26 protein-coding genes and 1 pseudogene are annotated in these 23,868 nt (G+C 59.7%); 8 read left to right on the top strand and 19 right to left on the bottom strand.

From position 1 onward, the window contains the following. Positions 1-103: 103 nt before the first annotated feature. Positions 104-811 carry a phosphate signaling complex protein PhoU gene (phoU, locus tag RW095_RS01195; RefSeq protein WP_317015969.1) on the bottom strand — a complete coding sequence of 236 codons (708 nt, stop codon included), beginning with the start codon at positions 809-811 and terminating at the stop codon, positions 104-106. Positions 812-975: 164 nt separating this feature from the next. Next, positions 976-1,422 carry a hypothetical protein gene (locus RW095_RS01190; protein WP_317015968.1) on the bottom strand — a complete coding sequence of 149 codons (447 nt, stop codon included), beginning with the start codon at positions 1,420-1,422 and terminating at the stop codon, positions 976-978. Positions 1,423-1,821: 399 nt separating this feature from the next. Between RW095_RS01190 and RW095_RS01185 the strand changes: the two genes are divergently transcribed. Beyond that, positions 1,822-2,019, top strand: a complete 198-nt coding sequence (locus tag RW095_RS01185) for a DUF3562 domain-containing protein (protein WP_317015967.1) — start codon at positions 1,822-1,824, stop codon at positions 2,017-2,019. 116 nt (positions 2,020-2,135) lie between these two features. Here the strand turns inward: RW095_RS01185 and RW095_RS01180 are convergent, their stop codons facing one another. Continuing rightward, positions 2,136-2,612, bottom strand: a complete 477-nt coding sequence (locus tag RW095_RS01180; protein ID WP_317015965.1) for a hypothetical protein — start codon at positions 2,610-2,612, stop codon at positions 2,136-2,138. A gap of 189 nt (positions 2,613-2,801) precedes the next feature. Here RW095_RS01180 and RW095_RS01175 point away from each other — a divergent pair, with 189 nt between their 5' ends. After that, a complete protein-coding gene (locus tag RW095_RS01175) occupies positions 2,802-3,365 on the top strand; it encodes a hypothetical protein (protein ID WP_317015964.1) in 564 nt (187 codons plus the stop codon). A gap of 915 nt (positions 3,366-4,280) precedes the next feature. On the opposite strand, the gene RW095_RS01170 is transcribed toward RW095_RS01175, so the two are convergent. The 3 genes from RW095_RS01170 to RW095_RS41115 all read right to left on the bottom strand — a co-directional run bounded on the left by RW095_RS01170 (position 4,281) and on the right by RW095_RS41115 (position 7,062). Beyond that, a complete protein-coding gene (locus tag RW095_RS01170; protein ID WP_317015963.1) occupies positions 4,281-6,110 on the bottom strand; it encodes a bifunctional diguanylate cyclase/phosphodiesterase in 1,830 nt (609 codons plus the stop codon). Positions 6,111-6,532: 422 nt separating this feature from the next. Next, entirely contained in the window at positions 6,533-6,814 is a 282-nt protein-coding gene (locus RW095_RS01165; protein ID WP_317015962.1) for a hypothetical protein, read from the bottom strand. After that, positions 6,799-7,062, bottom strand: a complete 264-nt coding sequence (locus RW095_RS41115; protein ID WP_394365055.1) for a class I SAM-dependent methyltransferase — start codon at positions 7,060-7,062, stop codon at positions 6,799-6,801. Before RW095_RS41115 ends, RW095_RS01165 begins: the two co-directional genes overlap by 16 nt. A gap of 371 nt (positions 7,063-7,433) precedes the next feature. On the opposite strand from RW095_RS41115, the gene RW095_RS01160 reads away from it, so the two are divergent. Further along, a protein-coding gene (locus tag RW095_RS01160; protein WP_317015961.1) for an IS3 family transposase occupies positions 7,434-8,590 on the top strand; the annotation gives its coding sequence in 2 pieces (ribosomal slippage) (positions 7,434-7,683 and positions 7,683-8,590; 1,158 coding nt in all). A gap of 5 nt (positions 8,591-8,595) precedes the next feature. Here the strand turns inward: RW095_RS01160 and RW095_RS01155 are convergent. The 6 genes from RW095_RS01155 to RW095_RS01130 all read right to left on the bottom strand — a co-directional run bounded on the left by RW095_RS01155 (position 8,596) and on the right by RW095_RS01130 (position 14,131). Further along, entirely contained in the window at positions 8,596-9,123 is a 528-nt protein-coding gene (locus RW095_RS01155; protein ID WP_317015960.1) for a TniQ family protein, read from the bottom strand. Continuing rightward, positions 9,101-9,970 (bottom strand): TniB family NTP-binding protein, encoded by an 870-nt coding sequence (locus RW095_RS01150; protein ID WP_317015959.1) that lies wholly within the window; start codon positions 9,968-9,970, stop codon positions 9,101-9,103. Before RW095_RS01150 ends, RW095_RS01155 begins: the two co-directional genes overlap by 23 nt. Before the next feature lie 8 nt (positions 9,971-9,978). Further along, positions 9,979-11,385, bottom strand: a complete 1,407-nt coding sequence (locus RW095_RS01145) for a Mu transposase C-terminal domain-containing protein (RefSeq protein WP_317015958.1) — start codon at positions 11,383-11,385, stop codon at positions 9,979-9,981. Positions 11,386-11,873: 488 nt separating this feature from the next. Beyond that, entirely contained in the window at positions 11,874-12,077 is a 204-nt protein-coding gene (locus RW095_RS01140) for a hypothetical protein (protein ID WP_317015957.1), read from the bottom strand. A gap of 126 nt (positions 12,078-12,203) precedes the next feature. Further along, positions 12,204-13,136, bottom strand: coding sequence for a hypothetical protein (locus RW095_RS01135; protein ID WP_317015955.1), 933 nt, complete (start codon positions 13,134-13,136; stop codon positions 12,204-12,206). 260 nt (positions 13,137-13,396) lie between these two features. Then, a complete protein-coding gene (locus RW095_RS01130) occupies positions 13,397-14,131 on the bottom strand; it encodes a hypothetical protein (RefSeq protein ID WP_317015954.1) in 735 nt (244 codons plus the stop codon). 385 nt (positions 14,132-14,516) lie between these two features. On the opposite strand from RW095_RS01130, the gene RW095_RS01125 reads away from it, so the two are divergent. Next, on the top strand, positions 14,517-14,714 hold the full coding sequence (locus RW095_RS01125) for a hypothetical protein (RefSeq protein WP_317015953.1): 198 nt from the start codon (positions 14,517-14,519) through the stop codon (positions 14,712-14,714). Between the two features lie 211 nt (positions 14,715-14,925). Here RW095_RS01125 and RW095_RS01120 read toward each other — a convergent pair whose 3' ends face one another. The 6 genes from RW095_RS01120 to RW095_RS01095 form a co-directional block, all read right to left on the bottom strand. Continuing rightward, a complete protein-coding gene (locus RW095_RS01120) occupies positions 14,926-15,609 on the bottom strand; it encodes an RES domain-containing protein (RefSeq protein WP_317015952.1) in 684 nt (227 codons plus the stop codon). Continuing rightward, positions 15,606-16,523 (bottom strand): hypothetical protein, encoded by a 918-nt coding sequence (locus RW095_RS01115; RefSeq protein ID WP_317015950.1) that lies wholly within the window; start codon positions 16,521-16,523, stop codon positions 15,606-15,608. The genes RW095_RS01120 and RW095_RS01115 overlap by 4 nt, the downstream gene beginning before the upstream one ends. A 535-nt stretch (positions 16,524-17,058) precedes the next feature. Continuing rightward, a complete protein-coding gene (locus RW095_RS01110) occupies positions 17,059-18,084 on the bottom strand; it encodes a PDDEXK nuclease domain-containing protein (protein ID WP_394365024.1) in 1,026 nt (341 codons plus the stop codon). A 17-nt stretch (positions 18,085-18,101) separates the two neighbouring features. Further along, positions 18,102-18,383: an HU family DNA-binding protein gene (locus RW095_RS01105; protein WP_394365054.1), complete on the bottom strand. Its 282-nt coding sequence runs from the start codon at positions 18,381-18,383 to the stop codon at positions 18,102-18,104. A 182-nt stretch (positions 18,384-18,565) separates the two neighbouring features. Then, the gene (locus RW095_RS01100; protein ID WP_317015947.1) at positions 18,566-18,769 is read right to left on the bottom strand and encodes a hypothetical protein; all 204 of its coding nucleotides are present in this window, start codon (positions 18,767-18,769) and stop codon (positions 18,566-18,568) included. Beyond that, entirely contained in the window at positions 18,766-19,800 is a 1,035-nt protein-coding gene (locus RW095_RS01095) for a DNA-binding protein (RefSeq protein ID WP_317015945.1), read from the bottom strand. The genes RW095_RS01100 and RW095_RS01095 overlap by 4 nt, the downstream gene beginning before the upstream one ends. Positions 19,801-19,970: 170 nt before the next feature. Here RW095_RS01095 and RW095_RS01090 point away from each other — a divergent pair, with 170 nt between their 5' ends. Continuing rightward, the gene (locus RW095_RS01090; RefSeq protein WP_317015944.1) at positions 19,971-21,146 is read left to right on the top strand and encodes a tyrosine-type recombinase/integrase; all 1,176 of its coding nucleotides are present in this window, start codon (positions 19,971-19,973) and stop codon (positions 21,144-21,146) included. Positions 21,147-21,183: 37 nt separating this feature from the next. Here the strand turns inward: RW095_RS01090 and RW095_RS01085 are convergent. After that, positions 21,184-21,318, bottom strand: a pseudogene (locus RW095_RS01085) (IS5/IS1182 family transposase); the annotation flags it as partial. An 866-nt stretch (positions 21,319-22,184) separates the two neighbouring features. Here RW095_RS01085 and RW095_RS01080 point away from each other — a divergent pair. From RW095_RS01080 to RW095_RS01070, 3 genes are all read left to right on the top strand, one after another. Beyond that, positions 22,185-22,595: a (R)-mandelonitrile lyase gene (locus RW095_RS01080; protein WP_317015943.1), complete on the top strand. Its 411-nt coding sequence runs from the start codon at positions 22,185-22,187 to the stop codon at positions 22,593-22,595. Positions 22,596-22,678: 83 nt separating this feature from the next. Then, positions 22,679-23,077 carry a (R)-mandelonitrile lyase gene (locus RW095_RS01075; RefSeq protein WP_317016680.1) on the top strand — a complete coding sequence of 133 codons (399 nt, stop codon included), beginning with the start codon at positions 22,679-22,681 and terminating at the stop codon, positions 23,075-23,077. Between the two features lie 91 nt (positions 23,078-23,168). Continuing rightward, positions 23,169-23,867, top strand: a complete 699-nt coding sequence (locus RW095_RS01070; RefSeq protein WP_394365023.1) for a carboxymuconolactone decarboxylase family protein — start codon at positions 23,169-23,171, stop codon at positions 23,865-23,867. Position 23,868: the final 1 nt, after the last annotated feature.

Below are 23,868 nucleotides of genomic sequence, written 5' to 3'. Positions count from 1 at the left end.
GATTGTCCACGCTGCAAATGCAAGCGATTCGCTATAACGGAAAACGTGACGCCATCCACACAAAGACCTGCCGGGTAGTGTCACCCTGACGACAACGGAATAGTTATTCGCTGAAGGCTTCGTGTTCAAGTTGTTCGCGAGAAACATGGCGCACGTCCTTGCCCTTGACGACGTAGATAATGATTTCCGCTATGTTCGTCGCATGGTCGCCAATGCGTTCAATGGCCTTCGCGATGAAAAGGTGGTCCAGCGCAATGGCGACCACCCGCGGGTCGTCCATAATGGTAGTCACCAACTTCTGTATGACTGCACGAAATTGTTCATCGATGGCGTCATCGTCGCGGACGATTTGTGCGGCGGAAATTGTATCGAGGCGCGCGAACGCATCAAGCGCACGGTGGAGAATAGTTATGGCCATCTCACCGGATAGCGCGATTTCCGTGACATTGATGGCCTGTGCATTGCGGCCTTCTGCAATTCGTCGAGTCCGCTTCGCCACCTTCCGCGCTTCATCCCCAGCACGCTCGAGGTTCGTGACGGTCTTCGAGATGGCCATCAACAGACGCAGGTCGCGTGCAGCCGGCTGGTACCGCGCGATGATGTTGATGCACTCTTCATCGACTTCCGCTTCGAGGGCATTGAGTCGACGCTCGTCGATGATGATTCTATCGACCAGGTCCAAATCCAGGTGGTTCAGCGCCTGCATCGCATTGATGACTTGCGATTCAACGATGCCGCCCATCTCAAAAACCTTGGCCAATAAGCCGTTGATGTCAGCGTCGAATCGACCGGAAAGGTGGTTATCCGGCATCGGAACTCCTGTCATCCGACCAGGTTGTTTTTTAGTTGCCCCCGGTTTCATGCCCACTGCAGCACGTAAGGTACGGTGGCAGAAGGTCCACGAAAAGTGCGCAGGCATCCGGCGCAGCGGTGAAACGCGGGCTGCAGGGGTGGCCCGCTCGAAGCGTGGTAAAGCTACGATTTTGCTGGTCGACCAGTCTTGACGGTTTCGACCTTAGAAACAGCTGCCAGCAGACTCTCGGTGGTCGGAGCCGAGTCCAGTAAAAGCAGCCCAGCGCGAAGAAGCTCACTCTTTTTCACCGAGACCCCTGCGTCGAGACACTTCTGTTTCAGCGCTGCGATTTTCTCGTAGTCGGGCTTCGGCATCGTGAAGCTGTCGCGCACGACCTTCTCTTTCTTCGCGCGTTTCGCTTTCACTTCTGTTCTTGGATTGACCTGTGCGGTTTCAACGGGTTTCGCACGCTTCTGTTTGTCGGCCTTCGTCGGGGCCGGCTGGGCATCTCGTGCTGCAGCCGCGCTCTTCTCATCGGCCGGCTTCTCATCGGCTTTTGCATGGCCGTTGGCATTCTTCGGAAAGTGAAAGGCCTTCTTCGTCGGTTTCCTCACGCTGGGTTGACTCATGAATATCTCCGCACTGTTAAACGGTATAAACAGTATATACCGTTATTTTCTAACTGCCAGACTGCATTGGAGATGCCACCCTCATACCCGGACCACCAAGTTGTCCACACAATCTGTTCGCAAGGCTGTGGACAATTCACGAGCAAACCGGCGCAAGTCGCTGACACCGTTGAATCTGTCCAGTGCGCACTTGCCGCGTGCGTTTGACACGTCACCAGCAGCGAGGATGGTGCAGTGAAGTAAGCACATCACGGCCCAACATCAAAACCTCTGCGGGCACAACGACGACAATCAGCTTGCTTGAACAATAGGTCGATTGAATTTGCATGCGGGTCCGCAACATCGTTTAATCGCCTTTCGGCACGCGCGTCCTCTCTCTTCGAAAGCCAGGAGCACTCGATGACCCAGCCCAGCGTTAAAGATGTCGTCAAGGCAATCGCCACTGACACCAACACACCTGCGGAGACAGTATCGAAGATGTATGCGGACACGTGGGCCGAATACAGCGACGGTGCACGCGTCCTGGATTACCTGACCGTTCTGGTCGCCAGACGCGTTCGCGAGAATCTTCGCAATGTTTCTCAGGGCCGGCATTAGACGGGCGCCACAAAGTTCAGCACATCGCCCCACAATGCCCAGCGTCGATGTCGCTGACCGGAAAGGCTGCTCAGGGTACCGGCACTCTTGGGTTTGCCAGTCGTTGATGAAGACAGTCAGGCGTTTTCATATCCGCGAGCGAGCGGATATCGGCGAGGGTAATGATGTCCGCCCGGGCCACGAGTGATAACAAGGTAGCCGGTTCCCCTGCCATTTGTTTCAGGTCCCAAAGTCACCTCGTGAAGACCCCACTCCTGTACCGTCGCGCCGCGGAGTATTCCCCCGCTCATCACCTTGCCTGAGCGACGCACAAGCGCGACATATCGGTTGCTGCCGTCTGCAAACACCAGCTTCGTATATTCATTGGGCAACCCCGGTTCACCGTTCTTGATGTCAAACCGGAGTTCCGCTGTGAACGGCTTTGCCTGAGTCGATGATTGGTTCTCGTTCAACCCACCAGCGGGCGACGGTCCGTGAGGCAACCGGCTCGATGGCAACTGGTTTTGCTGTTGCTCGCCCTCCGCCGCGTGGACATAAGCAGCTCCCACAGTCATCAGGCGCACGATGCCTGCAATGACGATTCGATGTTGCATGTGGCCTCCTGAATGCTCGGCGCTTGCCTGCCGCACAGCTTAACTCTGTGCACACCATGCCGGGGAAGAACAATGAAGGGCGTCGAAAGCTTCCGGCAAGATTCGGTCGTTGCCCTGGGCAAGCATGCCGGACCGGCATTACTTCGCCACCTGTGACGGAAGGTGCGTCAGCCAGACGACGCTGAGGATTTGACGACCGACACCGACGTAAAGCTACCGAGCGTTCAGGTTATTGCCGACCTGACGATAGGGTGCGGCGATTCAGAACACGTTCCGGTCATCCGTGAAATTTTGGTCACGAACGATGGGGAGACGACACCCTCCGATGTCGAACTGCTCGTCAAATGTGTGCCGGCTTTTGCCGAGAGCGCACGTTTCCGTTTTGAGGCATTGGCGCCTGGCGAGTGCCGCCGTCTGGCACCTGTCGGCCTGCGTCCTGACCACCAGTATTTCAGCCAGCTCGATGAGTCTGAGCGGGCCGTTATCACGGCATCGTTGCGTGTTGAGGAAACTGAACTCATAACGGCAACGCACAACATTGATGTTCTAGCCTACGACCAGTGGGCCGGCACGCGGTCGTTGCCCGAGCTGCTGGCCGCGTTTTGCATGCCGAACTCGGGGGTCGTAGACAAGCTTCTCGCTCGAGCCTCCGGGTTGCTGCGCCAGACGTCGACCGACCTGTCCATGGACGGACATCAGTCCAACAATCTCGAGAAGGCTGGAAGCAGACATCGCCTATCTACAGCACGATAGTTGCCGAGGACACTCAAGTCCCTTGTGCAGTCGCTGAAAGCGATTGACGCGGGCCACCAGGAGAAAACCTGGAGCCTCATCGGGCGAAAAGCGCGACCTTCGCACTGCTCGCAGTGGAGCAAACAATTGCGGTGTTCGATGCGTACGCGCGCTATGACAGCGCACGCAAACCGCCCTTCATGACTGAAGCAACAGTGGAGACCGCCGCGGTGTCCCTTGCGAACATGGAGCCGGCTCTCGCGTTGTTTGTGAGCTGCACGGTCGATGCGATAAAGAAATAGACTCGGTCAGCGCGACGCAAAAGCTGCGGACAACTGCTTTCACGATGAAATGCAGGCCCGTTGCAAAACCACCTGCCGTTGCGTGTATTGGTGCGCGCGAGAGTTTGGCCGCGCATGCTACGTAGCGGTTCCCCGACGCGAAATCGGTGATACGCAATATGTATTTGCATCGCAGTGATTCGAGGCATTGCATCGCTCTCCTGGTCTGACACTCGCTCACTTTCACCTGGATTTACATGAAACTCGTTTTCAAGAAGGCTCTTGCTGTCCTCATCGTCGCCTCGTTCGCAGCCCCCGCGCTGTCGTTCGCTGATACGCACCGCGACGGCCGGGACGCCCCCGTGCGGCACCATCCTCAACCTCACCATCCTCAGTCTCACCATAACTACCACTCGCACGACTAAGCGTCTCGCGCCGTCAAGGCTGGCCTAGGTGAGAAACGGTTTGACCCGCGACGGGCGAACCGTTTCGGGTTTGACCGCATATGTCTTGCGCCTGCTTCTTCCTTTTCACATAGACCCGCATGCAACCCCGCGGCCTTTACAGGAACGAACGGTGTTGTAATTCCCGCCGTGCGATGAAGCGGGTCAAAGTCGCGGTGCTGAAAAAGCCAGCGTGCATGTCCGCGTCACCGTCATGGGTCATCTGCGTCGTCGGCCCCGGCCACACAAGTCTGGTTCCGTCCTCGCCGCTTTGCCGCATATAACGCTCTATCTGCGGCCATAACCAGATTAAGGCTGTCGGCGCCACGGTCCAGTCGTTGCGCCGCCACTCCGCAGCTAACCGTTACAGTGCCGGCGCGGGACGCGACATGTCCAATCTCGAGGCTTTCAATGACCTGCCGGATGCGCTCGGAAACTACGCGTGCTCCGTCCGGGTCCGTGTCCTTCAGAATCAACGCAAACTCATCCCCACCGTAGCGCGCGACTATGTCTGCAGGACGTTTCGCCGAGGATGCAATAGCTTGCGCTACCGCGCGCAAACATTCATCGCCAGCCTGATGGCCGTATCGGTCGTTGTAGGTCTTGTATCCGTCGACATCCACCATGACAACCGCGACAAAGCCACGGTCTTTTTTACGGGCGTCCTGCTGCGATTGAAGCGCCAGTTCGCGGTCAAAGTATCGGCGGTTGAAAACGCCGGTCAGTCCGTCCCGGAAGGCAAACGCATGCAACTGGTTTCGCTCCTCTGCAAGGCGCTGCTCTGCCGCCCGGCGCTCCGTAATGTCGTGCGCTGTCGCCGTGAGTGCCTGGGGCTTGCCGCGAATCCCTTCGATGACAGGGCGAAGGTACATTTCCATCCATACGACCCGGCCATCCGTGCGCTGGAAGCGAATCACCCGGGAAGCCTCGGTCGCACCCATCGCCATGCTCTCAATTGCTGCAGCAAGGGCATCACGGTCGTCGGACAGAACCAGGTCCGGGAGGTGCAAACCGACAAGGTTTTCAGGGGCAATTCCTGTCACGGCCATAGCGCGTGGTGAAACGTACGTAAGCCTGCCATCGAGCGCCATGCTCATGACGACATCGGTCGCGTTCTCTGCCAGTATCCGATATCGCTGCTCGAGGTCACGGAGCACTGCAAGGAGGCGGCTACGCCGCGCCTGCGTGGCGCTGATAGGTACTGCAATGCCCAACGCAGCGACGAGAAAAAGCTGCAGCTCAAAGATACGGCTTTGCATGCCCCCATAGGGAAACGTCGAGAGCGGTCCCGACCCGCGAACGGTGAACGACACCGCAATGCCCAGGCACAGGAGCAATCCAACCATCAAGCCTGCCAGGTCTGCCTGAAACGCCAGCAGCACAATGGGCGGGAGCGCCCAGTACAACAGCAGAAAGTGGTTTTGGCCGGATACGGCCGTCGTGATGACGCAAACCAGGAGCAGGAGGCACCCTGTCTTCCGCCCGCGCTCGCCACGCAGCAGTTGGGTCACCTCCCCGGTCCAGAAGACGACAGCGGCGGGCGTCAATATGGCGAGGTTCAAGGCATCCGAGAGGAACCAGTTACGAAAATTTTGCAGCGCGTGGCCAACTGGCTGTCCGTGCAGCATTGCGGTCACCAGCAGTCCGGACGCAGCCGGCGCGAGCAACACGGCACCGGCCATGAATTTCACGAGAGACTTCGGACGAAAGAGTTCGGCGACCGTCGAGAGAGGTGGGGCGAATGCCAACCCAACCAGCACCTCGAGCAGGTTGGCGCACAGATACGAGACGGCCACAAATAGACGTTCACCAGCCAGAAGGCTGGCGCTTAGATAGCCCAGTACGCCTCCGGCAAATGCCCACCATCGCTGTCTTTGCGGTGTCACCATCATTTGCGCAAGCAGGGCGGCATTGGTCAGCCAGATTGGAGCGAGTTCTCCGGCCGTCGCCTTGAGCGTCCTGCTGACAAGGCTCGTCACCGTCGTCACCGCCAATGCGAGCACCAGGGCCCGGACAGCGTTGGCCCAGCCTGGTGACAGCATTGCTTCGACCAGTGCGCTCGACCGGGTAGGCGCTTTCTCGGATGGCTGCCCCAATTGTCTTCTCTCAGGTTCTTGATATTGCGAACTCGGGCGGACGCCTTCTTGAATCGCGTCGTTCCGCGCGGAGAAGCACCAACATGCAAGCTGCTTTCGGTTCAACGCAGGAAGTGCGCCTCGTCAGCGTATGCTCCTGCGTAACCGCAAACCGAATGGCTTACCCGGATACAGAGCGGAGTACCCAAGCTTGCGCACTAGCGTAGGGAGTTGCTGCAGATGTGCAAGACATTCGCCAGGCTGACCCGGACAGAACCTTCACATTCTGCCGACCATTTACCACGTTAAGTGGAAGGATGGAGGTCGTTGACCGAACTGTGCCTTGCTGAAACGCCGCCGGGCGGCCTTCTAAAGAGGGCGCTTTGCAATCAGCGCGTAGAAGTTGTACCCAGCGAAGAAGGTATTCTTTCACTAGCCTCCCGTTGGCTAGCGACAAACGCCTCGACCTCCTCAGGCGTGGCTACACCTGTCTTCGGCAAAAGGACGGAGAACGACTGCAGCGCCGCCAGGAAGAAGTCGGCCCGTCCAATCTCGGTGAGAACCCAACCCCGACTATCGGCCAGCTCGAGCCCGACATCGCGAAGAAGTTGGGGCATGGTTCGCATGACGCGCGGGTTAGTGATTAACGCGGTGATTATTCTCTCGTCCATTTCGCGGTCCGGTCCGAATGCAGCGTGGCGTAGTCCCCATCAAATATGATGACCGTGCCGCCGGGCCTGACCACTCGCGTTGCCTCCTGGAGTACTCTTTCAGGATGGGGTACGTGACTGACCAACGTATGCGCAATGACAAGGTCGAAGGAGGCCGTAGTCAAATTCAAGCTTTGCGCATCGCCCACTAGCCACTCGACCCGCTCTCCGCGACCCTCTTGGGCGGCAAAAGCCTTTGCCCTGTTGATAAGCCAGCGTTGATATGAATGGTGGTCACTTTCCCGTGGAAATCTGGGCGCCTGATAAGCTCACGCACTTCCACTCCAGTGCCACAGCCAAGAGCCAAGACATGCTCTGCGCCCCCAACATCGGCGACATCGAGGTACTCGTGCAGCATGCACATATACCTCACGCTGCTAGACCGGGCTTCGAGGCGAACTGCTATCAGCACCGATGGACTGTTCATCGAGCTCGTGCGCTCTACTATAAACGTCTAGCAATGCCACAAAGTACTCCTTAACAGGGCCAGTGAGCGCAGGTACATTGCCCGAGTCTGAGCTTGCCCGCAAAAATGGATCCCTTGCTGAGTGTGTAAAACTCACGCAAGGAGGAAGGAAAGATGGGGAATCCGAGAGCACGGTACACGCAGGAATTCATGATAGAAGCCGTGCGCATGGTCCGCGGCGGCCAGAGCATGGCGGCGGTGGCAAAGATACTGGGCATCAGCCCGAAGACGCTGCACAACTGGGTTAAGGCCGATGCCGCGGGCAAGCTGAGTGGCGCAGGCAAGCAGGTTTCTGCTGAACAGATGGAGATTGCCCGGCTGCGCGCGGAGTTGGCACGCGTGAAGATGGAGCGCGACATATTGGAAAAAGCCACGGGGTACTTCGCAAAGGTGTCGGATTGAAGTACGCCTGGATTGAACTTTACAGCCGACAATGGCCGGTTTCCCTGACCTGCCAGGTGCTGGGTGTCAGCCCCAGTGGTTACCACGCCCGCAAGGCCCGGGACGTCGATACGGAGCGTCCGCGCCGACGCATCAGCAACGACGCGCTGCTGGTCCACATCAAGGCCGTGCACGCTGAATCCAAAGGCGAGTACGGCTGGCCGCGGGTGTGGAAGAAGCTGCTTGCCCAGGGCATTCGTGTCAGCAAGGATCGTGTCCAGCGGCTCATGAAGCTGCACGGCATCAAGGCGAAGACCAAACGCCGCTTCAAGGCCACCACCGACAGCAACCACAACCTGCCGGTCGCGCCGAACCTACTGCAACGCGACTTCTCGCCTGCTCGCCCCGATCAGGCCTGGAGTACGGACATCACCTACCTCTGGACTGACGAAGGCTGGCTGTACCTGACGGTCATCCTCGACCTGTTCAGCCGTCAGGTGGTGGGTTGGTCGATGCAGCCACACATGCGCACGGAGCTGGTGTCTGACGCTCTGCGTATGGCGTGGTTTCGCCGTCGGCCGGAAGCGGGCCTGATCGTCCATAGCGACAGGGGTAGCCAGTATTGCAGTCATGACTTCCAGGACCTGCTTAAGGGCTACGGCATGCGCAGCTCGATGAGCCGTCGAGGAAATTGTTGGGACAACGCGCCGACCGAGAGCATGTGGGGATCGCTCAAGCGAGCACGCATCCTTGGCCAGCGCTTTGCAACGCGTCGCGAAGCGATGGACGAGGTAATCGACTGGCTGAGCTTCTACAATCATTCGCGCTTGCTGTTGGAGATCATTAATTTTGCTAGCGGTGTCCATTCAAGCGCTAATGCTGTCCATTAATTCTGCTAGCGCAGGCGGCCGGTGGTCCGAAACAAGCATTTTTCGCGGTAACGGCTGATCGCCCGAAGCGCGGCGTCGAAGTGGTTTGATAGCCGGAACACGGACGCCGGCACCGTTTCAAGGGGACTGTGGTGCACGCTACAGAATTCGGCTGTCGGATCAAGCCACTCACGTTTCCAGCGTGGAGCTGACACGTCCGCGTCATTTAGCACGAGGCATCTGAAGCAGTACGGCATGCAGCGACGGTCAGCGAGCCATGCCGGTGGCGTCTGTATGTGGCTCAACCTGCCGTCATCAAGACGCGCGAGCGTCGCGAATCGCCCGAGTGCTGATCGCGAAATCGTCGGGAAAAGTATCCATCCCGCAGTTCCCAGCACAGGCATATCTTCCGAAACGCTGAGTTCCCATAGCGTCCCAACGCTGATCTGATAACGCGTCGCAACCCTGCCTAGCCAGCTTCCGAAAGCTTCTTCATAAAATGGCCTCGGGGCGACCGGCCACGGGGCCGCGTTACTGCGTGATTCGGCAGACATGCTCAAGGTGTGTCATGTCGATCAATTCGTCGCCGTTGCGAATCGCCAGCTCCGCAGCGCTGTTCAGCAGCGTAGATATTTCACCGGTTAATCCGCCGCTCGCGCTCAAGACAAACTGAACGATCTCGCGTCGCGCGAGGTCCGACGGTTTGCGCAGCGGCAACACCCGTTCAAATGCGGCAAGCAGCCGCCGCAGACCGTCGCTTTCGCGCCAGCGCGGAATCTCAAATGGCGTATAACGGCTGATCATCTGGGTATCGGTTTGAAGCGCCAATACTGCATCGCGTGTTCCGACCAGAACCATGCTGATCTGCAGATCATTAGCGAGAAACTTGAGAAGATTCAGGGACGCACGCTGCTCGCGATAGCTGCCCGCCAGCAGATGATGGATCTCGTCGACAACCAACATCCGTGGCGATACGCGTCTGAGAATGTCACGAGCCAGTCGTTCCAGGGACGCCAGACCAGCCGCGGCATTGTGCGGAGCGCCTAGCTCGAAAAGAAGCCCCGAATAAAATCGGTGCTGGTCTGGAGTCGGCGGCATCTGCATGGAAACGACCGAACAACGTTCGACCCCGCTTCTTTCGTCAAACTCGTTGGGATGCGCTCGCCGGAATTTGGCGGTGATTTTTGTCTTGCCAATATTTGAATCGCCATGCAAAAGCAGGCACGGCATCCGGTCGCGGCGAGGCGTCTCGTATAGACGCTCAAGTTGCTGCAAGGCTTGCGTGGCGCGCGGGTAGTCTATCCAGCGATCGCGAAGAAGCCCAATAATGCGTTCGTCGTTCCCCAACTCGGCCTGCTTTCTGGCGGCCGGCAGCAAATGCGCGAGCGTGCCATTTTTCATGTTTCACCTCACCATTGCTCGACATCGAATGCCTGAACGGGTGCATCGTAATCGACCGTCTCGACCTCGTGCTCCGACGTCTCGCTCCTGAATTGCACGACTCTCTCAAGCACCTCCTCCAACGGAACATACTTTCTACGTGACCGCCGACGTGCACGGGCCGTCGTCCGTCTGGCGTTAGCGATTAGGCGGCGCTGCTCCTCTACGGTTCGGAAAATCAGCGCCTCAGAGACGGTTTGCTGTCCTTCCGACCGGATGGCCTTTAGCGCGGTTCGCTGTTCGAAAAGCGAAATCGCCGGGCGCCGCATATCTGCGTATTGGACTTCGAGGTAGTCACGGGTTCCTGCGGTCACGAACACGCGAGAGAGATCCTCCGGATGGTACCGAACAGTTACCGTGCGCCGGGTCTCGCGCCATGCAACGAATATTGGATGCCAATAACGAATATGGAAAAGCGTCAGTCCATACGCCTGTATTGTCCTTTGCGCAGCAGGCAAGAAGCGAATCAGGAACCGCAACTCAGCGCCTCCAGTTGCTGGCAATTGTCGTGAATCGGCACTACGCGCCTGCATTCGCCACATGTCGGCTGGCGTCGCGCCAAGCAGCCCCTGATGTGCGGCGTGATGGTATCGTCTGGCGACCTCGATCGCGAGCCACTGCTCAAACTCACGCAGTGTCAACGCTGCCGTCTTTTCGGACTGTCGCGCCTTGCGACCTTTCGGAGACGATCCGGTCGCGCCCGGCAGGCCCCGCACCCTTTCCATTAGAGTCCGGTTCAGGCGCTCTATATGGCCACCGAAATGAGGACGCCCTACTGGACGATACATAAGGTCGATGCCGTATTCCCGGCAACCGCTGCGAAGGGCCCTGCTTTTGAACTCGGCAGCATTGTCGAGATGCAGGACTTGCGGAATTCCGCGCATCGGCCAATCCGCGTCCACCTCAATCTTCGCGAGCCATGGCGCCTTGCATAGTGCCGCTCTGGTCAGGAGCAAACCCACCGTTGCCGCCCCCGGACGGTCCATGCTCACGTAGAAACTCAGCACGCACCTGGTCGCAACGTCCAGAGCGAGGGTCAGCCAAGGACGGCCGATCACACGTCTGTCGTACTCGCTCACCAGGAGCACATCCGCTTGTGTGTGGTCGACCTGGACGATCTCGAGGGGATATTTGGCGACAAGCGACCCTGGCGCTTTCAGGGCGTCGGGGAGCGCCGCGCGCTTTAAAGCGTCCGACTCACGATGCTTCGCCCATCGCCGTCCGATCGTCGTTCGACTCGGCAGTTGGAGACCAGCGAGCGCACATCTGCGTCGAACCTCCAGCACAAGATCCGTTGCAGGATGGGCGAGTTGTCGTTGCTTCGGAAGCCAGACATGCACTACTTCGTCGATCACTTTATCGACGTCATCCCCCAACCGACCGCCGTCCGGTGACGGGCCTCGGCGATACGGAGCGACTGAGCTCGCGACGGGGTCTGCCAGGAATCTGCGGCGCAGACGATACACAGTCGTCCAGTGCACGCCGAGGAGTTGCCCAGCGACAACTGCCTGTTCTCGTGAGAGCGGTCCTGGCCCCAATGGTCGAAGCACCGATGCCACTTTCTCAGCGCGCCTGCTCCTCTCGTTCGCATCCGCCATCGCCGCTCCTCATCGACTTTCGTCGAACGCATTAGCAGAATTAAAGGACAGGCCGAACGCGCTAGCAAAATTAACGGACATCCTGCCGCTCACCTGTTGCTGAAACGCAACGGGCGATAGAACTGGCAATCTGGCTTCCCAGCCTTATCTGGCGGGGGCTGCGACCCCTTCTTGCGCTAGCAAATGCGGTGAACATGGCTAGCAGAATTAATGGACACCAACACCTGCATTCGTCGCGGAGACAATCCGGCCTGGTTTGTTTGGCGTCACCGAGCTGGAGTGAAACCACACTTCAGGGCCGGACCGACGTGGATGCGATCAGCCGCGCGCCGCGACAAGCGCAAAAGATCTTCGCGAAGGTCTGAAACGTCCAGAAGGTGCGGGGCGCGGGAAGGCGACATACAGCAGCCGAAGCTCGTCTTCATCGACTGCAGTCTGCCTTCAACGTACTTGAACAGGAAGTCGTTCATGACCTTCACCCTCTTCCCCTCAAGCCCCTTGGCCCTACGCGCAGTCGAGATCACGTATCCATCACTGTAGCCCGCTTCGTGACTAAGTCACCGCAGGCCATCCAGGCAATTGTCCGTTACTGATCATTAGGCGTCGTCCGGTAGCCTTCTGAGAACAATATGCGTCTCCCCGGTGTCTGCCATCTTGTGCATTTCAGTGGAGAACTTCATTCCGTTGATCGCTTGAGGTGCAAACGATGCGACTTGGGAAATCACATCTCCCGTCTTCACCTGTCGGTACTCGGCTGTAGTTAAGAGCGGGATTGTTGTCGCGACTACGCTGAATTCTCCGTCGAAAACGATGGCACCCAACCGAACGGGCCCATTCGCGCACTCGACGACGAAATAGTCGTCGGCCCCGTACGTCGCATGCAGTCTGATCTTTTTTGCGCGAGTATTTGGCGTAAGTGTATCGAACAGGCCCTCGATGCTATTGACTGCACCTGTGAATGCGTTTGCGGCGTTGGTTGTCTCGCCAGACTTGGAGGATTTTAGAAAAGCGTCATTCGCCGAGGCTTTAGCAAGGAAGGCCTTGAGCGCCTGACGATTTTCCTCTGGTTCCGACTCGTCGATAAGAAAGAGCGCGTTGATTAAATTGGTTCTCCGCTCCACGTGATGTATGTGTTGAACCCTGAGCCAGTCCTTGAATTGCCCTGGTTCTAGAGCCCTTACTTCACGAATTTCGATGCCGTGGGCAAGTGCACATTCCACCGCGCCAACCGCAAAGCCAGTTGTTGAGACGGCTGTTACCTTGTTAAAGCCGAACCGCGCACGACGTCCGATTAACTGCTCGATCCATGAACCGGGGGCGGGTCCGCTGGTTGGTCGATCACGACACTCGATCAGCCACGCGATTTCTGAAGATCCGACCTTCCCACGGACTTCCACGTCAAACTCAGCAATCTGAGTTCCCTCATCGTTAAACACGCGGGCGTTAGTATCTACGGTGAAACCCTCTGGCAGCAAGGTTTCCTCAACGAACGCAACAAGTGCCTCTAGATACTTTCCGTCCGAAGCCATCGACAATCTCAAAATTCGGTAGGTAGAAACGATGCAACTTGCAACACGCTGCAGAATAATCCAATTTGAGCGGGCAGCACACTTTCTGCGGCGTGCGCCTCTGCCGACCGACCGGGGCCAATATAAAGCTGACGCTCGCATGACCCGCCTGAGAACAACTTTGAACGACGGCTGATGGCCGAACCCGGAAACTCCGGTCCGTCGATGCCCGATGCATCAGGCCGAAGTGGCGAACTTCAGCAGACCGGCGTCGGAAACTGTCAAACGTCCGCAACCTGACGGGCGGTCAATGCTGTACCGAGGAAGTTTGCCACGCAGATCATTACTGATAGCAGCGCAAACCCTACTTCCGCCGTCCAACGGTCATATAGATAACAGGAGCTTGCCTCGACGCATTTATCCCTTGCATCAGGTCCAGGTCCCGGACGCGGCACGCAACCGACCCAGACTTCAAATCCCCCTGGCATTCTTGCAGGCATTGCGGAGGTCAAAGAAAATCCCACGAGCGCGGCCCTGCGGAACCGGAAGCTTTCTTCGCGCCAGCGGAAGCCGGCCCACTCTCCGTCTCGGGAGCGAAACACGAACAGATGGCGCCCATCCTCAACGCCTGGGACCCACCTCTGCAAAGTGTGAAAGCTGGCCGGTTCGGCGGCGCTAGTCATTGACGCGTCCGATCCCAAGGCGCCAACCTCGATCGCGCTAATCCTGCCGAAGACTTCTTTCAAACCAGCGTATAGCTCACCGTTCATGCGTCCGTTTCTGGCTGCCTGCTCCTGGCGGTTGCCTTTCTCGGTATGTGGCCACAGCTCTATATGCAGAAAGACCGCCTGGTCGCCGACCAATCCCCATAGACGATTGTCGCTGGGCGGCCCGTCAGAGTGCCGCTCGCCGATCGGGTAGGGAAGATTTTCGACGGGCATGCGCAGATCGCTTGCCCGCGCCGACAAGCGCAGCGGTTTGAAGGAATCGGTTGTTGTCATTTTGCGGATATCCATTACTCATTCTGAGCGATGCGTCTTTCTCCGGTCGCCACCGCTCACCGTTAATTTAACTCTGTCAAGCAATTCTTATTCATTAGGCGCTTCATCAACAGGTACGAGCGCGGCACGCTAGCCGCCCGAGCGCCCCCGGTACAGCGACTCGCGGCCAGTCGGCCGCCCTCTCCAGTAGCCGAGCAGCCACCAGAAGTCGCAGCTCGCCGGTCGCCGCGGGCGTGACGCTGATATATACTGTATAAACATACAGCATGGACGAACCATGCGCCGCTGAGACGCCATTCGTGCGAACCGGTCGAGGGGCGAGCGATTTCGTCGGCACCGCAACTTCGGCTTGCAACGACCGTGAGCAGACATAGGCGCAGCCCGCACAGCAGGAGTGGAAATGACCTTGGATGACCTGAAAGAACTGGGAATCGTCGTCGGCCATATTGCCGATGCCGAACTGGGTAACAAATTCATTGCATGTGTCGGCAAGGAGACGCCCGGCGGCATCAAGTCTCTCGACGGGCAACACTGGATGGGTGACTCCCCCCTGCAAGCGGCAATGCGTTGCTACGAAGACTCGAATGTGCGGAAGTAGGACGTAGGTTTCGCCCCGCTGCTGAACGCCTTTCCCATCTGCACGGCACGTATCTGGCGTTCGCGAGAATTTACGGCCGAACCTTGGTTCCGTCCATCAAAGCACCCTCCCCTCATGTCACGCGCACGCTCGCAAGTTCGTTGAAGCTGCGCTTACAACGTTCGTTGTTCCGACACCACAAGCCGTTAGGGGAACGTATGACCTGTTCGCGCTAGCTCTCGCCGGCCCGCCAGTTGACGCCGCCCGGATCTGCGATGCCGATCTGGAAGCGGTCAAGGAAACCTTCAAGGCCCGGATGACGGCGAAGCGGGATCGATGCGCCCCGAGGTGCGAGTCGCGCGCGATCGCTGAACACCGCTACCGAAATTTCGTTTGCGTAGCGCGACCTGAAATAGATCCCGTCGAGCTGCTGATGATTGTCGTGAATAGCGCGGCTCCATAGATTTGGCGCGGTGTAGTCGGCCACGGTAAGCACTCGGGCGTCGAAACCATACTGCCATAGCGGACGGGTCAGGTCAGCGAGACGTAGGGGCCTCGCTGTCTCAACCCCGAGCACCGCGACGGCCCGACTCGTAATAGCGCTTTCATCAATCATGTGCTGCTCGCCCACGTTAACGCCCTGATAACGATCGCGCATGATCGTCTCCGCCATGCAAGCGTCGAACGATGGGGACGCATAAAGTACGCCATATTCGTCGTTGGACGCGTCGAACCGGAAGACGGTCGTTGAGGTAGAGCGGCGGTTGTAAAAGATCGGGTCGTGCACGCGCCGGTGAACGCGATACAGATCGGTGACAGACAAGTTCAATTCATAGACGGGAATCGCCGCATCAGCAAAGTCGTTCGGCGGCAGGGGACAATCGGCGCCCTGGCTTGCGCCTAGGGTCGTCGTCATTGAGCCCCCTGCTCGCCCACGAGGTCTCTCTGGGCGAGCTCTACGACGGACATAATGTCCACGCTTTCATCTAGGACTACGTCCGCAGGCGATCTACCTCCGAGGCTGTCACGCTTACGCGTCATGAACGAATGGATCACCCAGCAGTTGGCATTTGCCTCCACGAACGGCTTCAGTGCAGCTTTGACGCGATCCGGCTCTGCGTCGAATTGCCACTTGGGATATCGGAAGCCCCGCGTCTTTCCTGGCGGAAGCAAGGCGTACAGTTGCCCGCTTTGGCGTAATTCGTTAATGGAGCGTTCGTTTCGACCGGCATAGTCGCGAGCCTCCAGCAGCGCGAGATTTGCGGGATTCTCATATTGTTCCAGCGCATACCTGCGCCCGCGTGCGCGTGCCGCCGCCAGCGGATCGTCAACGACTGGGGCGCTTTCCTCGCGAGAAAAACTTTTGCGACGTTTGGCCGTTGCCGGCTTGCCGATCGAAACGCTTTTGATAACCGTGGTCAGCAGATCGACTGCGGTGGAATAGTCCACTCCGTTGACTTTGAATAACGTCTCTTCTGCAAGAACACGGAAATCGAGATCTTTGTAAAGCGCGTAGCTGGGGCGACTTTTGAGCCTGACGACCATGTGCGTCGGCGCTTTGATCTTTGCCGACTTGATCACTTCCCTGCTACGAACCGCGAGGGGTCCAGACCGTTTGACTTCTTGACCCTCGTAGCTCAAGAGCTGCAGCGCCTTCCGGCCCTGGCGTACCTTATACGCCTTTTTGGCATGGAAACGTCCAATGAGCCTGCCCTCCAAACCGCGCGGTCCGGCCCCATCAATGGCCGAATAAGCGCCTGCCTCGCTCGTAACGATTACATCGTCAAGCGGGTCGCGACGGTTCATTGCAAGGGGAAGGAGCTTTTTCATGCTTCGATATTAGTTCATGACTTTCATGACGTCAACAACGGCGCGATAACCGATTTGGAGGTCAGCCCCGCCGTGAGTCATTCCCTTCCGCCCATTGCCCGGTTTTCGGGCGTCGCGTGCCGCCCCTCCGAGCGCCACTCGCCGGGTGTCCAGAAATGAAGGGGCAAATAACTAATACTATCTACCCCTTCACTTTTCATGGCCAAACGGGTACATTTTCCAGCGCACCGCCGCCTATGCCCGCCGTGCAAGGCCCGCAGCGATCGCGAGAACACCAGACGTCGACGGCGCACCGGCCACGCGCGGCAGTGACATCGCAGTGACTGCGTAACAAACAACACAGAATCCGTATCAGGAAAATGGCGAATGCATATCACCGGGGATGTCGTGTGATGAAGCAAAAGTAGCAGCGTTGCCGAAGTAAAAGTAGCGGCAGCACATTGGCCGCACATCTGGGGTACAACCATTGCTCCAGGCTTCAGATACTGCTTGCCCCTTTCGGAGGGGCATCGCCAAACGGCACGCAATAGCAGTGTTAGTCCTCGTCGCGCAACTCGGCCTCGATCTCTTCGATCGACGGCAACTCAGTCGCCAGTGGCTGGGGAATCTCGCGCAAAAGCTGGTATTCAGCCACGCCCATCGGCTTGGCAATGCCACGAAGCGCGTATTCGGCGACCAACCTGTTCTGTTCCTTGCACAGCAGCAGCCCGATGGTCGGTTGATCGTTGGGCGCCTTCAGTTGCGCATCGATCGCCGATAGGTAGAAGTTCAGCTGCCCCGCGTATTCCGGCCTGAACGGCGTTGCCTTCAGTTCGACGACCACGTAGCAGCGCAGCTTCAGATGGTAGAACAGAAGATCGACAAAGAACTCGTCGCCGCCAACTTCGAGCCGGTACTGCCGGCCGACGAACGCAAACCCGGCACCGAGCTCAAGCAGGAATCTCGTGATGTGTCGGGTCAGGGCGTGTTCCAGATCCCGTTCCTGCGCATCCTCGCCAAGGCCGAGGAAATCGAAGATATACGGGTCCTTCAGGCTGTCCCGCGCAAGATCGGACTGCGGCGACGGCAGGCGTTCGGGGAAATTCGTCACCGCGTTGCCCTGGCGTTCGCGCACCCGGGTTTCGATCTGCATGACTAGCACGTTGCGCGACCAGCCGTGCTCGACCGCCTTCGCTGCGTACCATTCACGCTCTTCTCGGGTGGTCAGTTTGTCGAGCAGCGTGCACAGATGGAACCACGGCAATTGTGCAGCAGCCTGCTGCACAAATTCCCCGTCCGGCCACGCCTGCGCGAATGCGCGCATGTATTTGAGATTGCGCGGGGAAAAGCCGCGCATGTCGGGAAATGCCAAGCGCAAATCGCGAGCAAGGCGATCGATCACCTTTGCGCCCCACCCCTGAGCCTGCTGTCGCTGCGCGATATCCCGGCCAATCTGCCAGTAAAGCAGCACCAGTTCCCGACTGACAGCCAGCGCCGCACGTTGCCGTGCGCTCAACACCCGCGCCTTCAGGTCGTTCAGCCAGGCAGCGTAGTCCGCCCCAGCTGGCTCTGTGTTCGTCATGCCACTCATGTCCCCAGTCACCCGGCGTTCACCGCTTCCTTGAATGCCTTGCCCGCCGCGAATTTGACCGTCTTTGCCGCAGCGATCTGCATTTCAGCTCCGGTGGCGGGGTTACGGCCAACCCGGGCCGCGCGCGCACCGGTGGCAAACGTCCCGAACCCGATCAGTTGCACCGCTTCGCCGTTCGCGACTGCGCCCGTCACTGCGCCGATGATCGCATCGACGGTGGCCGCCACGGCCACCTTGCTGTTGCCGGTTGCTGTCGCAACCGTATCAACGAGTTCCTGTTTGTTCATGATTTCCTTTCTGTCGAAGAGCGCACGTCAATCGCCCCACCTGGGTGGCCCAGCCTGACACCTTACAGGACGCCCCACATCCCGGCAAACCCGTCGCCGTAAGACCGCGCAGGATCTGGCCAGCAAAACTCTCCGCGTCGCGGAGACAATTACCCGACTCGCGCAGACGCCTGGCGTGTCGCGTTTCAGAACAGCTGCCCGGTCAGGGCCAGCAGGTTCGTCCATTTCAGGTTACTGCGAAAAATCCTCCCGTCGTCGCCGACCGACTCGATGATGGCGCGCTGGCCGCCCGCCTCGGCGACGACCCGCACCGTCCTGTCGCCATATTGCATCAACGCACCGATCGGCGGGCAGACCACTGGCCTGCGCCTTCCAGGCGCCTTCTTCATGTCGCCGAGCCCTTCGACGCACGTCGCTTGCGGGCGGCTGACCCGGCCTTCCGGACTGTGCCTTTTGAGTGCGGCGAACTCCGGTGCGCCCCGGTTTCCGGGCGTGAAGCGGGCGCAGTGAGCGGCTGGCGCCGCAGGATCTCGAGTTCCTGCGCGTACGCGCTGTTGGCCGCCCGGATTGCATCGAGGTGTCCCTGCAGCACGCCCGCCTGATGACGCGCGTCGCCCAGCTGCGCCTGCATGGCTTCAGATGCACGGCGATGGTCGGCGTCCTTCCGGTCCGTGCGACGCGTGGCTTCGTCCAGCTCCTTCTGCAGCTTCGTTGCGGTACTGCGCTCGCGGTCGATCTCGAGCAGGGCGCGCTTTTCGGAAGCACGGAGCCGCTCCTCCGCGCGCTCAGCCGCCTCGCGCTGCTTCGCCAGATCACGCGAAAACCCTTCCCTGACCTCCACCAGCTCGCGGTCGCGCGCGGCCAGCGCCGCCCGCATCCGTTCAAGTTCGGCCTCCAGCGCCTGCCGCTGCGCGTGGCCTTCCGCCTGCGCCTTTTCCAGCTCGCGGATCTCAACCTGCGCGGCCAGCAGCGCAGCGGTGCGCTGCTCGAGCGCGCTCTCGGTGCGACCCAGTTCGTCCCGGGCGGCCGCGACCGACTGCTGCGCCGCGGCCCGCTGCGCCTCGACCTCGCCGCGCAGCGCGTCGAGCGCAGCTTCGGCTGACGCGGTGGCGCGCGTCCAGAGGGTGGCGACCAGTTCGCCGGCGGCGGCACCGAGATCGGCGGGCAGGTCCGGATGCTCAATGCGCACGCGGCTCTTTTCGCGCAGGTCCGCCCAGAACTCGCCGAGCACGGCGGTCGGCGTGCCCATGCTGCCGCGCCGCACCAGCTGATACAGGCGGTTGGCGGTCGGCGTGATGCCGTAACGGAAGAACAGCAGCGCGCACACCTCGCGATAGAGCTCGCGTGTCTTCGGAAGCGCCGCTTTCAGACGCTCGATCTCGGCGGACAGCGCCGCGTCAGGGGACAGGACGTCACTCATGAGGATCCTCATTGGCGAATTTTCGTCAAATATTACTACGTAAACCGGCCTACTCCTTACGCGCGTTCGCTCAGATCTTGACATTAATCCTATAATGTTGAGATTCAGTGGCGGCAAGTGCGACAATATCGCGTGACACCCGGATCCCGCCCGCACCAGTCCCAATGCTTATGAAAACCGCCCTGATCGCACCGCGCCCCCTCGATGTGCTCGAACTGCCCGCCGGTCTCGACGGCCGCGACGGCACCAACCGCGCGCGCGGCCACGCGCAGATCGCCGCGCGCGACGACCTCGCCGCGGTGCGCGCGTGGCTCGCGCGGGTCGCCGACAGGAAAACGACCTTCGAGAATTACCGCAAGGAAGCCGAACGGCTGCTGCTGTGGGCAATCGTGCAACTTGGCAAACCGCTGTCGTCGCTCACGCACGAAGACCTGCAGCTGTTTCGCCCGTTCCTGAAGGATCCGCAGCCGCGCGCGCGCTGGGTCGCCGACGACGGGCGCAAATATCCGCGCCATGATCCGCGCTGGCGACCGTTCTACAGGACGCTCCGGCCCAGCAGCCAGTACCAGGCGATGGTGATCATCAACGCACTGTTCGCATGGCTGGTGGAAGCCGGCTATCTGGCGGGCAACCCCCTGTCGCTGTCGCGCCAGCGTGCGCGCCGTTCAAAGCCACGCATCACACGCTATCTCGACCGCGAGTTGTGGCAGGAAGTGAAGCTGTACATCGACAGCCTGCCGAAGGACACGCCGCGCGGGCGGGAGCGCTACCTGCGCGCGCGGTGGCTGTTCACGCTGTTCTATCTCGGCGGCCTGCGGATTTCGGAGGTGGGCGGCAACACGATGGGCGGCTTCTTCTGCCGGCGCGACGCCGACGGTCATGAGCGCTGGTGGCTCGAAGTGCTGGGGAAGGGCGACAAGGAAGGACTGGTGCCCGCCTCGGCGGAAATGATGGTTGAACTTGGCCGTTACCGGCGCGAGCGCGGCCTGTCCGCCCTGCCCGCCAGGCACGAGGACACCCCGCTCGTGCTGCCGCTGGGCAAATCCATGAAGCCGCTGACGCGCGCGGCGCTGCACACCATCGTCAAGGATATTTTTGCCGGCGCGGCCGGGCGACTCCGGCTGCGCGGCGACGAATTCGCGGGGCAGGCGGATGTGCTCGAACAGGCCTCCGCGCACTGGCTGCGCCACACCGCCGGATCGCATATGGCCGACGGCGGCACCGATCTGCGGACCGTGCGCGACAACCTGCGTCATGCATCACTGACGAGTACCAACCCCTACCTGCACACGCCCGACGAAGAGCGCCACCGCGAAACCGAGGAAAAGCACCGCATCAACTGGTAAAGTCTCGCCCGAACCGTCAGTAACGCGCCGTCGCGGCGGCATCGTTGATCATGACCTTGGCCGCTTCCCGGTCGGCATGTCCGTGAGCACAGCTCACCCGGGCATTGACCACCAGCCCATGGTGGTCGTCGGTCAGCGTATGACCCACGTAACGCCAATCGCTGGCAGCTTGGGCGTTGCTGACGCGAACGCCTCAGCGACGACATTCGGTGTGATCGAACGCAGGATCGGTAATGCGCGCTCGCACCCCGCTATCCGGCCCAACCTTGTGCGAAAGGTTTGGACAGTTTGTATTCTCCGTGCCCCGTCGATCTGTGCATCAAAAATCTACGTGGCGGACCCGACTCAGTGTCATTCGAGCGGACACCGGTCTGTCTTCGGCAAATACAGGTACGGTCGAGCGTCTTGTGTGTGAAAGCGACGCGACGTCTATCAGTATGACTGTTTCAGCGAGGCGATGACTAGCGAAACAGCCGTTGACGTCCGACGGGGACTCGCCTAGTAAAAGTGATATCCAACATAGGTTGGAACCAGCTCTCAAACATCCCGACCAGCCGTCCGGCGCGTACGTGCTCCTCCGTGAGATCCTTCGGCAAATAGGCAGCCTGAATCTTCCACAGCGGCATCGAGCATTTGATACGTCGAGTTAAATACGAGTTGCCCGTCGACGCGAACTTGCACTCCCTGATTCCCTTGCGCAGAGACCAAGACGTCAAGGATTCTCGAGTGGGAAGGCGAAGATGCGCGGGCTGAGACACGCCTAACTGAGCCGCGCCCCGAGTGGAATTCCGCTCTCGTGTAACCGTTGTAAAGAGGCACACAGGTCGTTCACACTTTCTCCAATCATTTATGCCCCTCGTGCATAAGTGCATGCCGCTTTTGCCATCTTATCCGATGCAGGATCGGAGTCTACACTGGACGTCGTATTGCGAACGACGCTTTCCGCTATGCGTTGGCGTCTTGTCCTGGCCGTAGGCATTGCCAGAAAGCCCTATCTTCGCCCACATAAACCATTTCAAACGTTGAAAAGGTACGACTATGGAACTCAAGCGCGTGGGCTCCCAGCCCTCTATGCAAGGCCCCGAAGAATGGTTCACGGGCACGGTGCGGATAGACCCGCTGAACGCTCCACCTCCTCCGGCGCGAGTCTCCTGCGCAAGCATCACGTTTGAGCCCGGCGCGCGTAGCGCATGGCACACGCACCCACTCGGTCAGACGCTACTTGTGACGGCCGGCTGCGGCTGGACGCAATGCGAAGGCGAGACGCGCGTGGAGATCCGCGCGGGCGACGTCATCTGGTGCCCGCCCGGCCATAAGCACTGGCACGGCGCCACATCGACGACTTCGATGACGCACATCGCCATTCAGGAAGCGCTTGACGGCAAGAACGTCAACTGGCTGGAGAAAGTGACAGACGAGCAGTACCTCGGCAGCGGCGGGCAGAAATGATGAAGCTGGCGGCAATCATTGGCGTCTGTGCGCTGAGCTGCGCTCCGCTGGCGGCACCCGTCGCCGCTGCGGAGCTCCAAGGTATAAGAGTCACGCACAGCGGGTCGCAGCCTTCCGTGCAGGGCGGAACGCAGCGTTTTACTGGCCAGGTTCGCATCGATCCGCTCTTTCAACCGCTGCCGCCTTCACGCCTGTCCGGCGGCATGGTCACCTTCGAGCCGGGCGCCCGTGCTGCCTGGCACACGCACCCTCTCGGTCAGACGCTGATCGTCACGTCTGGACGCGGCTGGGTTCAACAATCGGGCCACGAGCGGCAGCAGATCGTCGCCGGCGACGTCGTGTCGGTCCCCGCTGGCGTCAAACACTGGCACGGCGCGACGTCCACGACCGGTATGACTCACATCGCGCTTCAGGAGGCGCTTGATGGCAAAAACGTCAACTGGCTCGAACAGGTCACCGATGAGCAATACAGCAAGCCGTAAAAACAGAGTCCTCCACCTGTCGCAGCACATCGCAGCGGCAGGTCTCGCGATCCTCGCGTCCGGCTGCGCACATACGCAAAGGACTGAAACCATGCAACCGCCATCCCTCGCCGACCTGAAGTCGGTTTCGCCAGCCTTCGAGCGCTATACGACGCAGACTGTGCTCGCCGGTCTGTGGAAACGGCCGCAACTCTCGCCGCGCGACCGAAGTGTCGTGACGCTTTCGGTGCTGATCGCTCGCGGCCAAACCGTCGAAATGCCGTTTCATTTCAGGCTTGCCCTCGACAACGGCGTGAAGCCTGCTGAAATTTCGGAGATGATCGCTCACCTGGCCTTCTACTCGGGGTGGGCCAATGCTACTGCCGCTTCGGGCGTCGCCAAGCACATCTTCGATGAGCGCGGCATCGGCCCCGATCAGATCCCTCCTGCCGATGTGACGCTGCTGCCTTTGAACCAGGCAGCCGAAAACCAACGCGCGCAAGTGGTCGGGGAAAGCTTCGGGGCGGTCGCGCCTGGCGTGGTCGAGTACACGACCGATGCGCTGTTCCGCGACCTCTGGCTTCGTCCGGGGCTCGCGCCGCGAGACCGCAGCATGGTGACGGTCAGCGCGCTCGTCGCAAACGGTCAGGTCGCACAGATTCCCTATCACCTGAACCGCGCGATGGACAATGGGTTGAGCCAAAACGAAGCGTCCGAAGTGCTGACGCAATTGGCGTTCTACGCCGGATGGCCGAACGTCTTTTCGGCGATGCCGGTGTTCAAGGACGTGTTTTCAAAGCGCCCGGCGTGAG

The sequence above is a fragment of the Paraburkholderia kirstenboschensis genome (assembly GCF_032806925.1).
Taxonomy (GTDB): domain Bacteria; phylum Pseudomonadota; class Gammaproteobacteria; order Burkholderiales; family Burkholderiaceae; genus Paraburkholderia; species Paraburkholderia kirstenboschensis.
This window is presented reverse-complemented; position numbering and strand designations above follow the sequence as displayed.

Coding starts and splice junctions, on each gene's coding strand:
- phoU (WP_317015969.1), bottom strand. CDS start 811: ATGCCGGATAACCACCTTTCCGGTCGATTCGACGCTGACATCAACGGC.
- RW095_RS01095 (WP_317015945.1), bottom strand. CDS start 19,800: ATGAGTGACGTCCTGTCCCCTGACGCGGCGCTGTCCGCCGAGATCGAG.
- RW095_RS01120 (WP_317015952.1), bottom strand. CDS start 15,609: ATGACGACGACCCTAGGCGCAAGCCAGGGCGCCGATTGTCCCCTGCCG.
- RW095_RS01070 (WP_394365023.1), top strand. CDS start 23,169: ATGCAACCGCCATCCCTCGCCGACCTGAAGTCGGTTTCGCCAGCCTTC.
- RW095_RS01190 (WP_317015968.1), bottom strand. CDS start 1,422: ATGAGTCAACCCAGCGTGAGGAAACCGACGAAGAAGGCCTTTCACTTT.
- RW095_RS01080 (WP_317015943.1), top strand. CDS start 22,185: ATGGAACTCAAGCGCGTGGGCTCCCAGCCCTCTATGCAAGGCCCCGAA.
- RW095_RS01115 (WP_317015950.1), bottom strand. CDS start 16,523: ATGAAAAAGCTCCTTCCCCTTGCAATGAACCGTCGCGACCCGCTTGAC.
- RW095_RS01100 (WP_317015947.1), bottom strand. CDS start 18,769: ATGAAGAAGGCGCCTGGAAGGCGCAGGCCAGTGGTCTGCCCGCCGATC.
- RW095_RS01150 (WP_317015959.1), bottom strand. CDS start 9,970: ATGAAAAATGGCACGCTCGCGCATTTGCTGCCGGCCGCCAGAAAGCAG.
- RW095_RS01165 (WP_317015962.1), bottom strand. CDS start 6,814: ATGGACGAGAGAATAATCACCGCGTTAATCACTAACCCGCGCGTCATG.
- RW095_RS01155 (WP_317015960.1), bottom strand. CDS start 9,123: ATGTCTGCCGAATCACGCAGTAACGCGGCCCCGTGGCCGGTCGCCCCG.
- RW095_RS01140 (WP_317015957.1), bottom strand. CDS start 12,077: ATGAACGACTTCCTGTTCAAGTACGTTGAAGGCAGACTGCAGTCGATG.
- RW095_RS01130 (WP_317015954.1), bottom strand. CDS start 14,131: ATGGATATCCGCAAAATGACAACAACCGATTCCTTCAAACCGCTGCGC.
- RW095_RS01135 (WP_317015955.1), bottom strand. CDS start 13,136: ATGGCTTCGGACGGAAAGTATCTAGAGGCACTTGTTGCGTTCGTTGAG.
- RW095_RS01090 (WP_317015944.1), top strand. CDS start 19,971: ATGAAAACCGCCCTGATCGCACCGCGCCCCCTCGATGTGCTCGAACTG.
- RW095_RS01180 (WP_317015965.1), bottom strand. CDS start 2,612: ATGCAACATCGAATCGTCATTGCAGGCATCGTGCGCCTGATGACTGTG.
- RW095_RS01170 (WP_317015963.1), bottom strand. CDS start 6,110: ATGCTGTCACCAGGCTGGGCCAACGCTGTCCGGGCCCTGGTGCTCGCA.
- RW095_RS01110 (WP_394365024.1), bottom strand. CDS start 18,084: ATGACGAACACAGAGCCAGCTGGGGCGGACTACGCTGCCTGGCTGAAC.
- RW095_RS01125 (WP_317015953.1), top strand. CDS start 14,517: ATGACCTTGGATGACCTGAAAGAACTGGGAATCGTCGTCGGCCATATT.
- RW095_RS01185 (WP_317015967.1), top strand. CDS start 1,822: ATGACCCAGCCCAGCGTTAAAGATGTCGTCAAGGCAATCGCCACTGAC.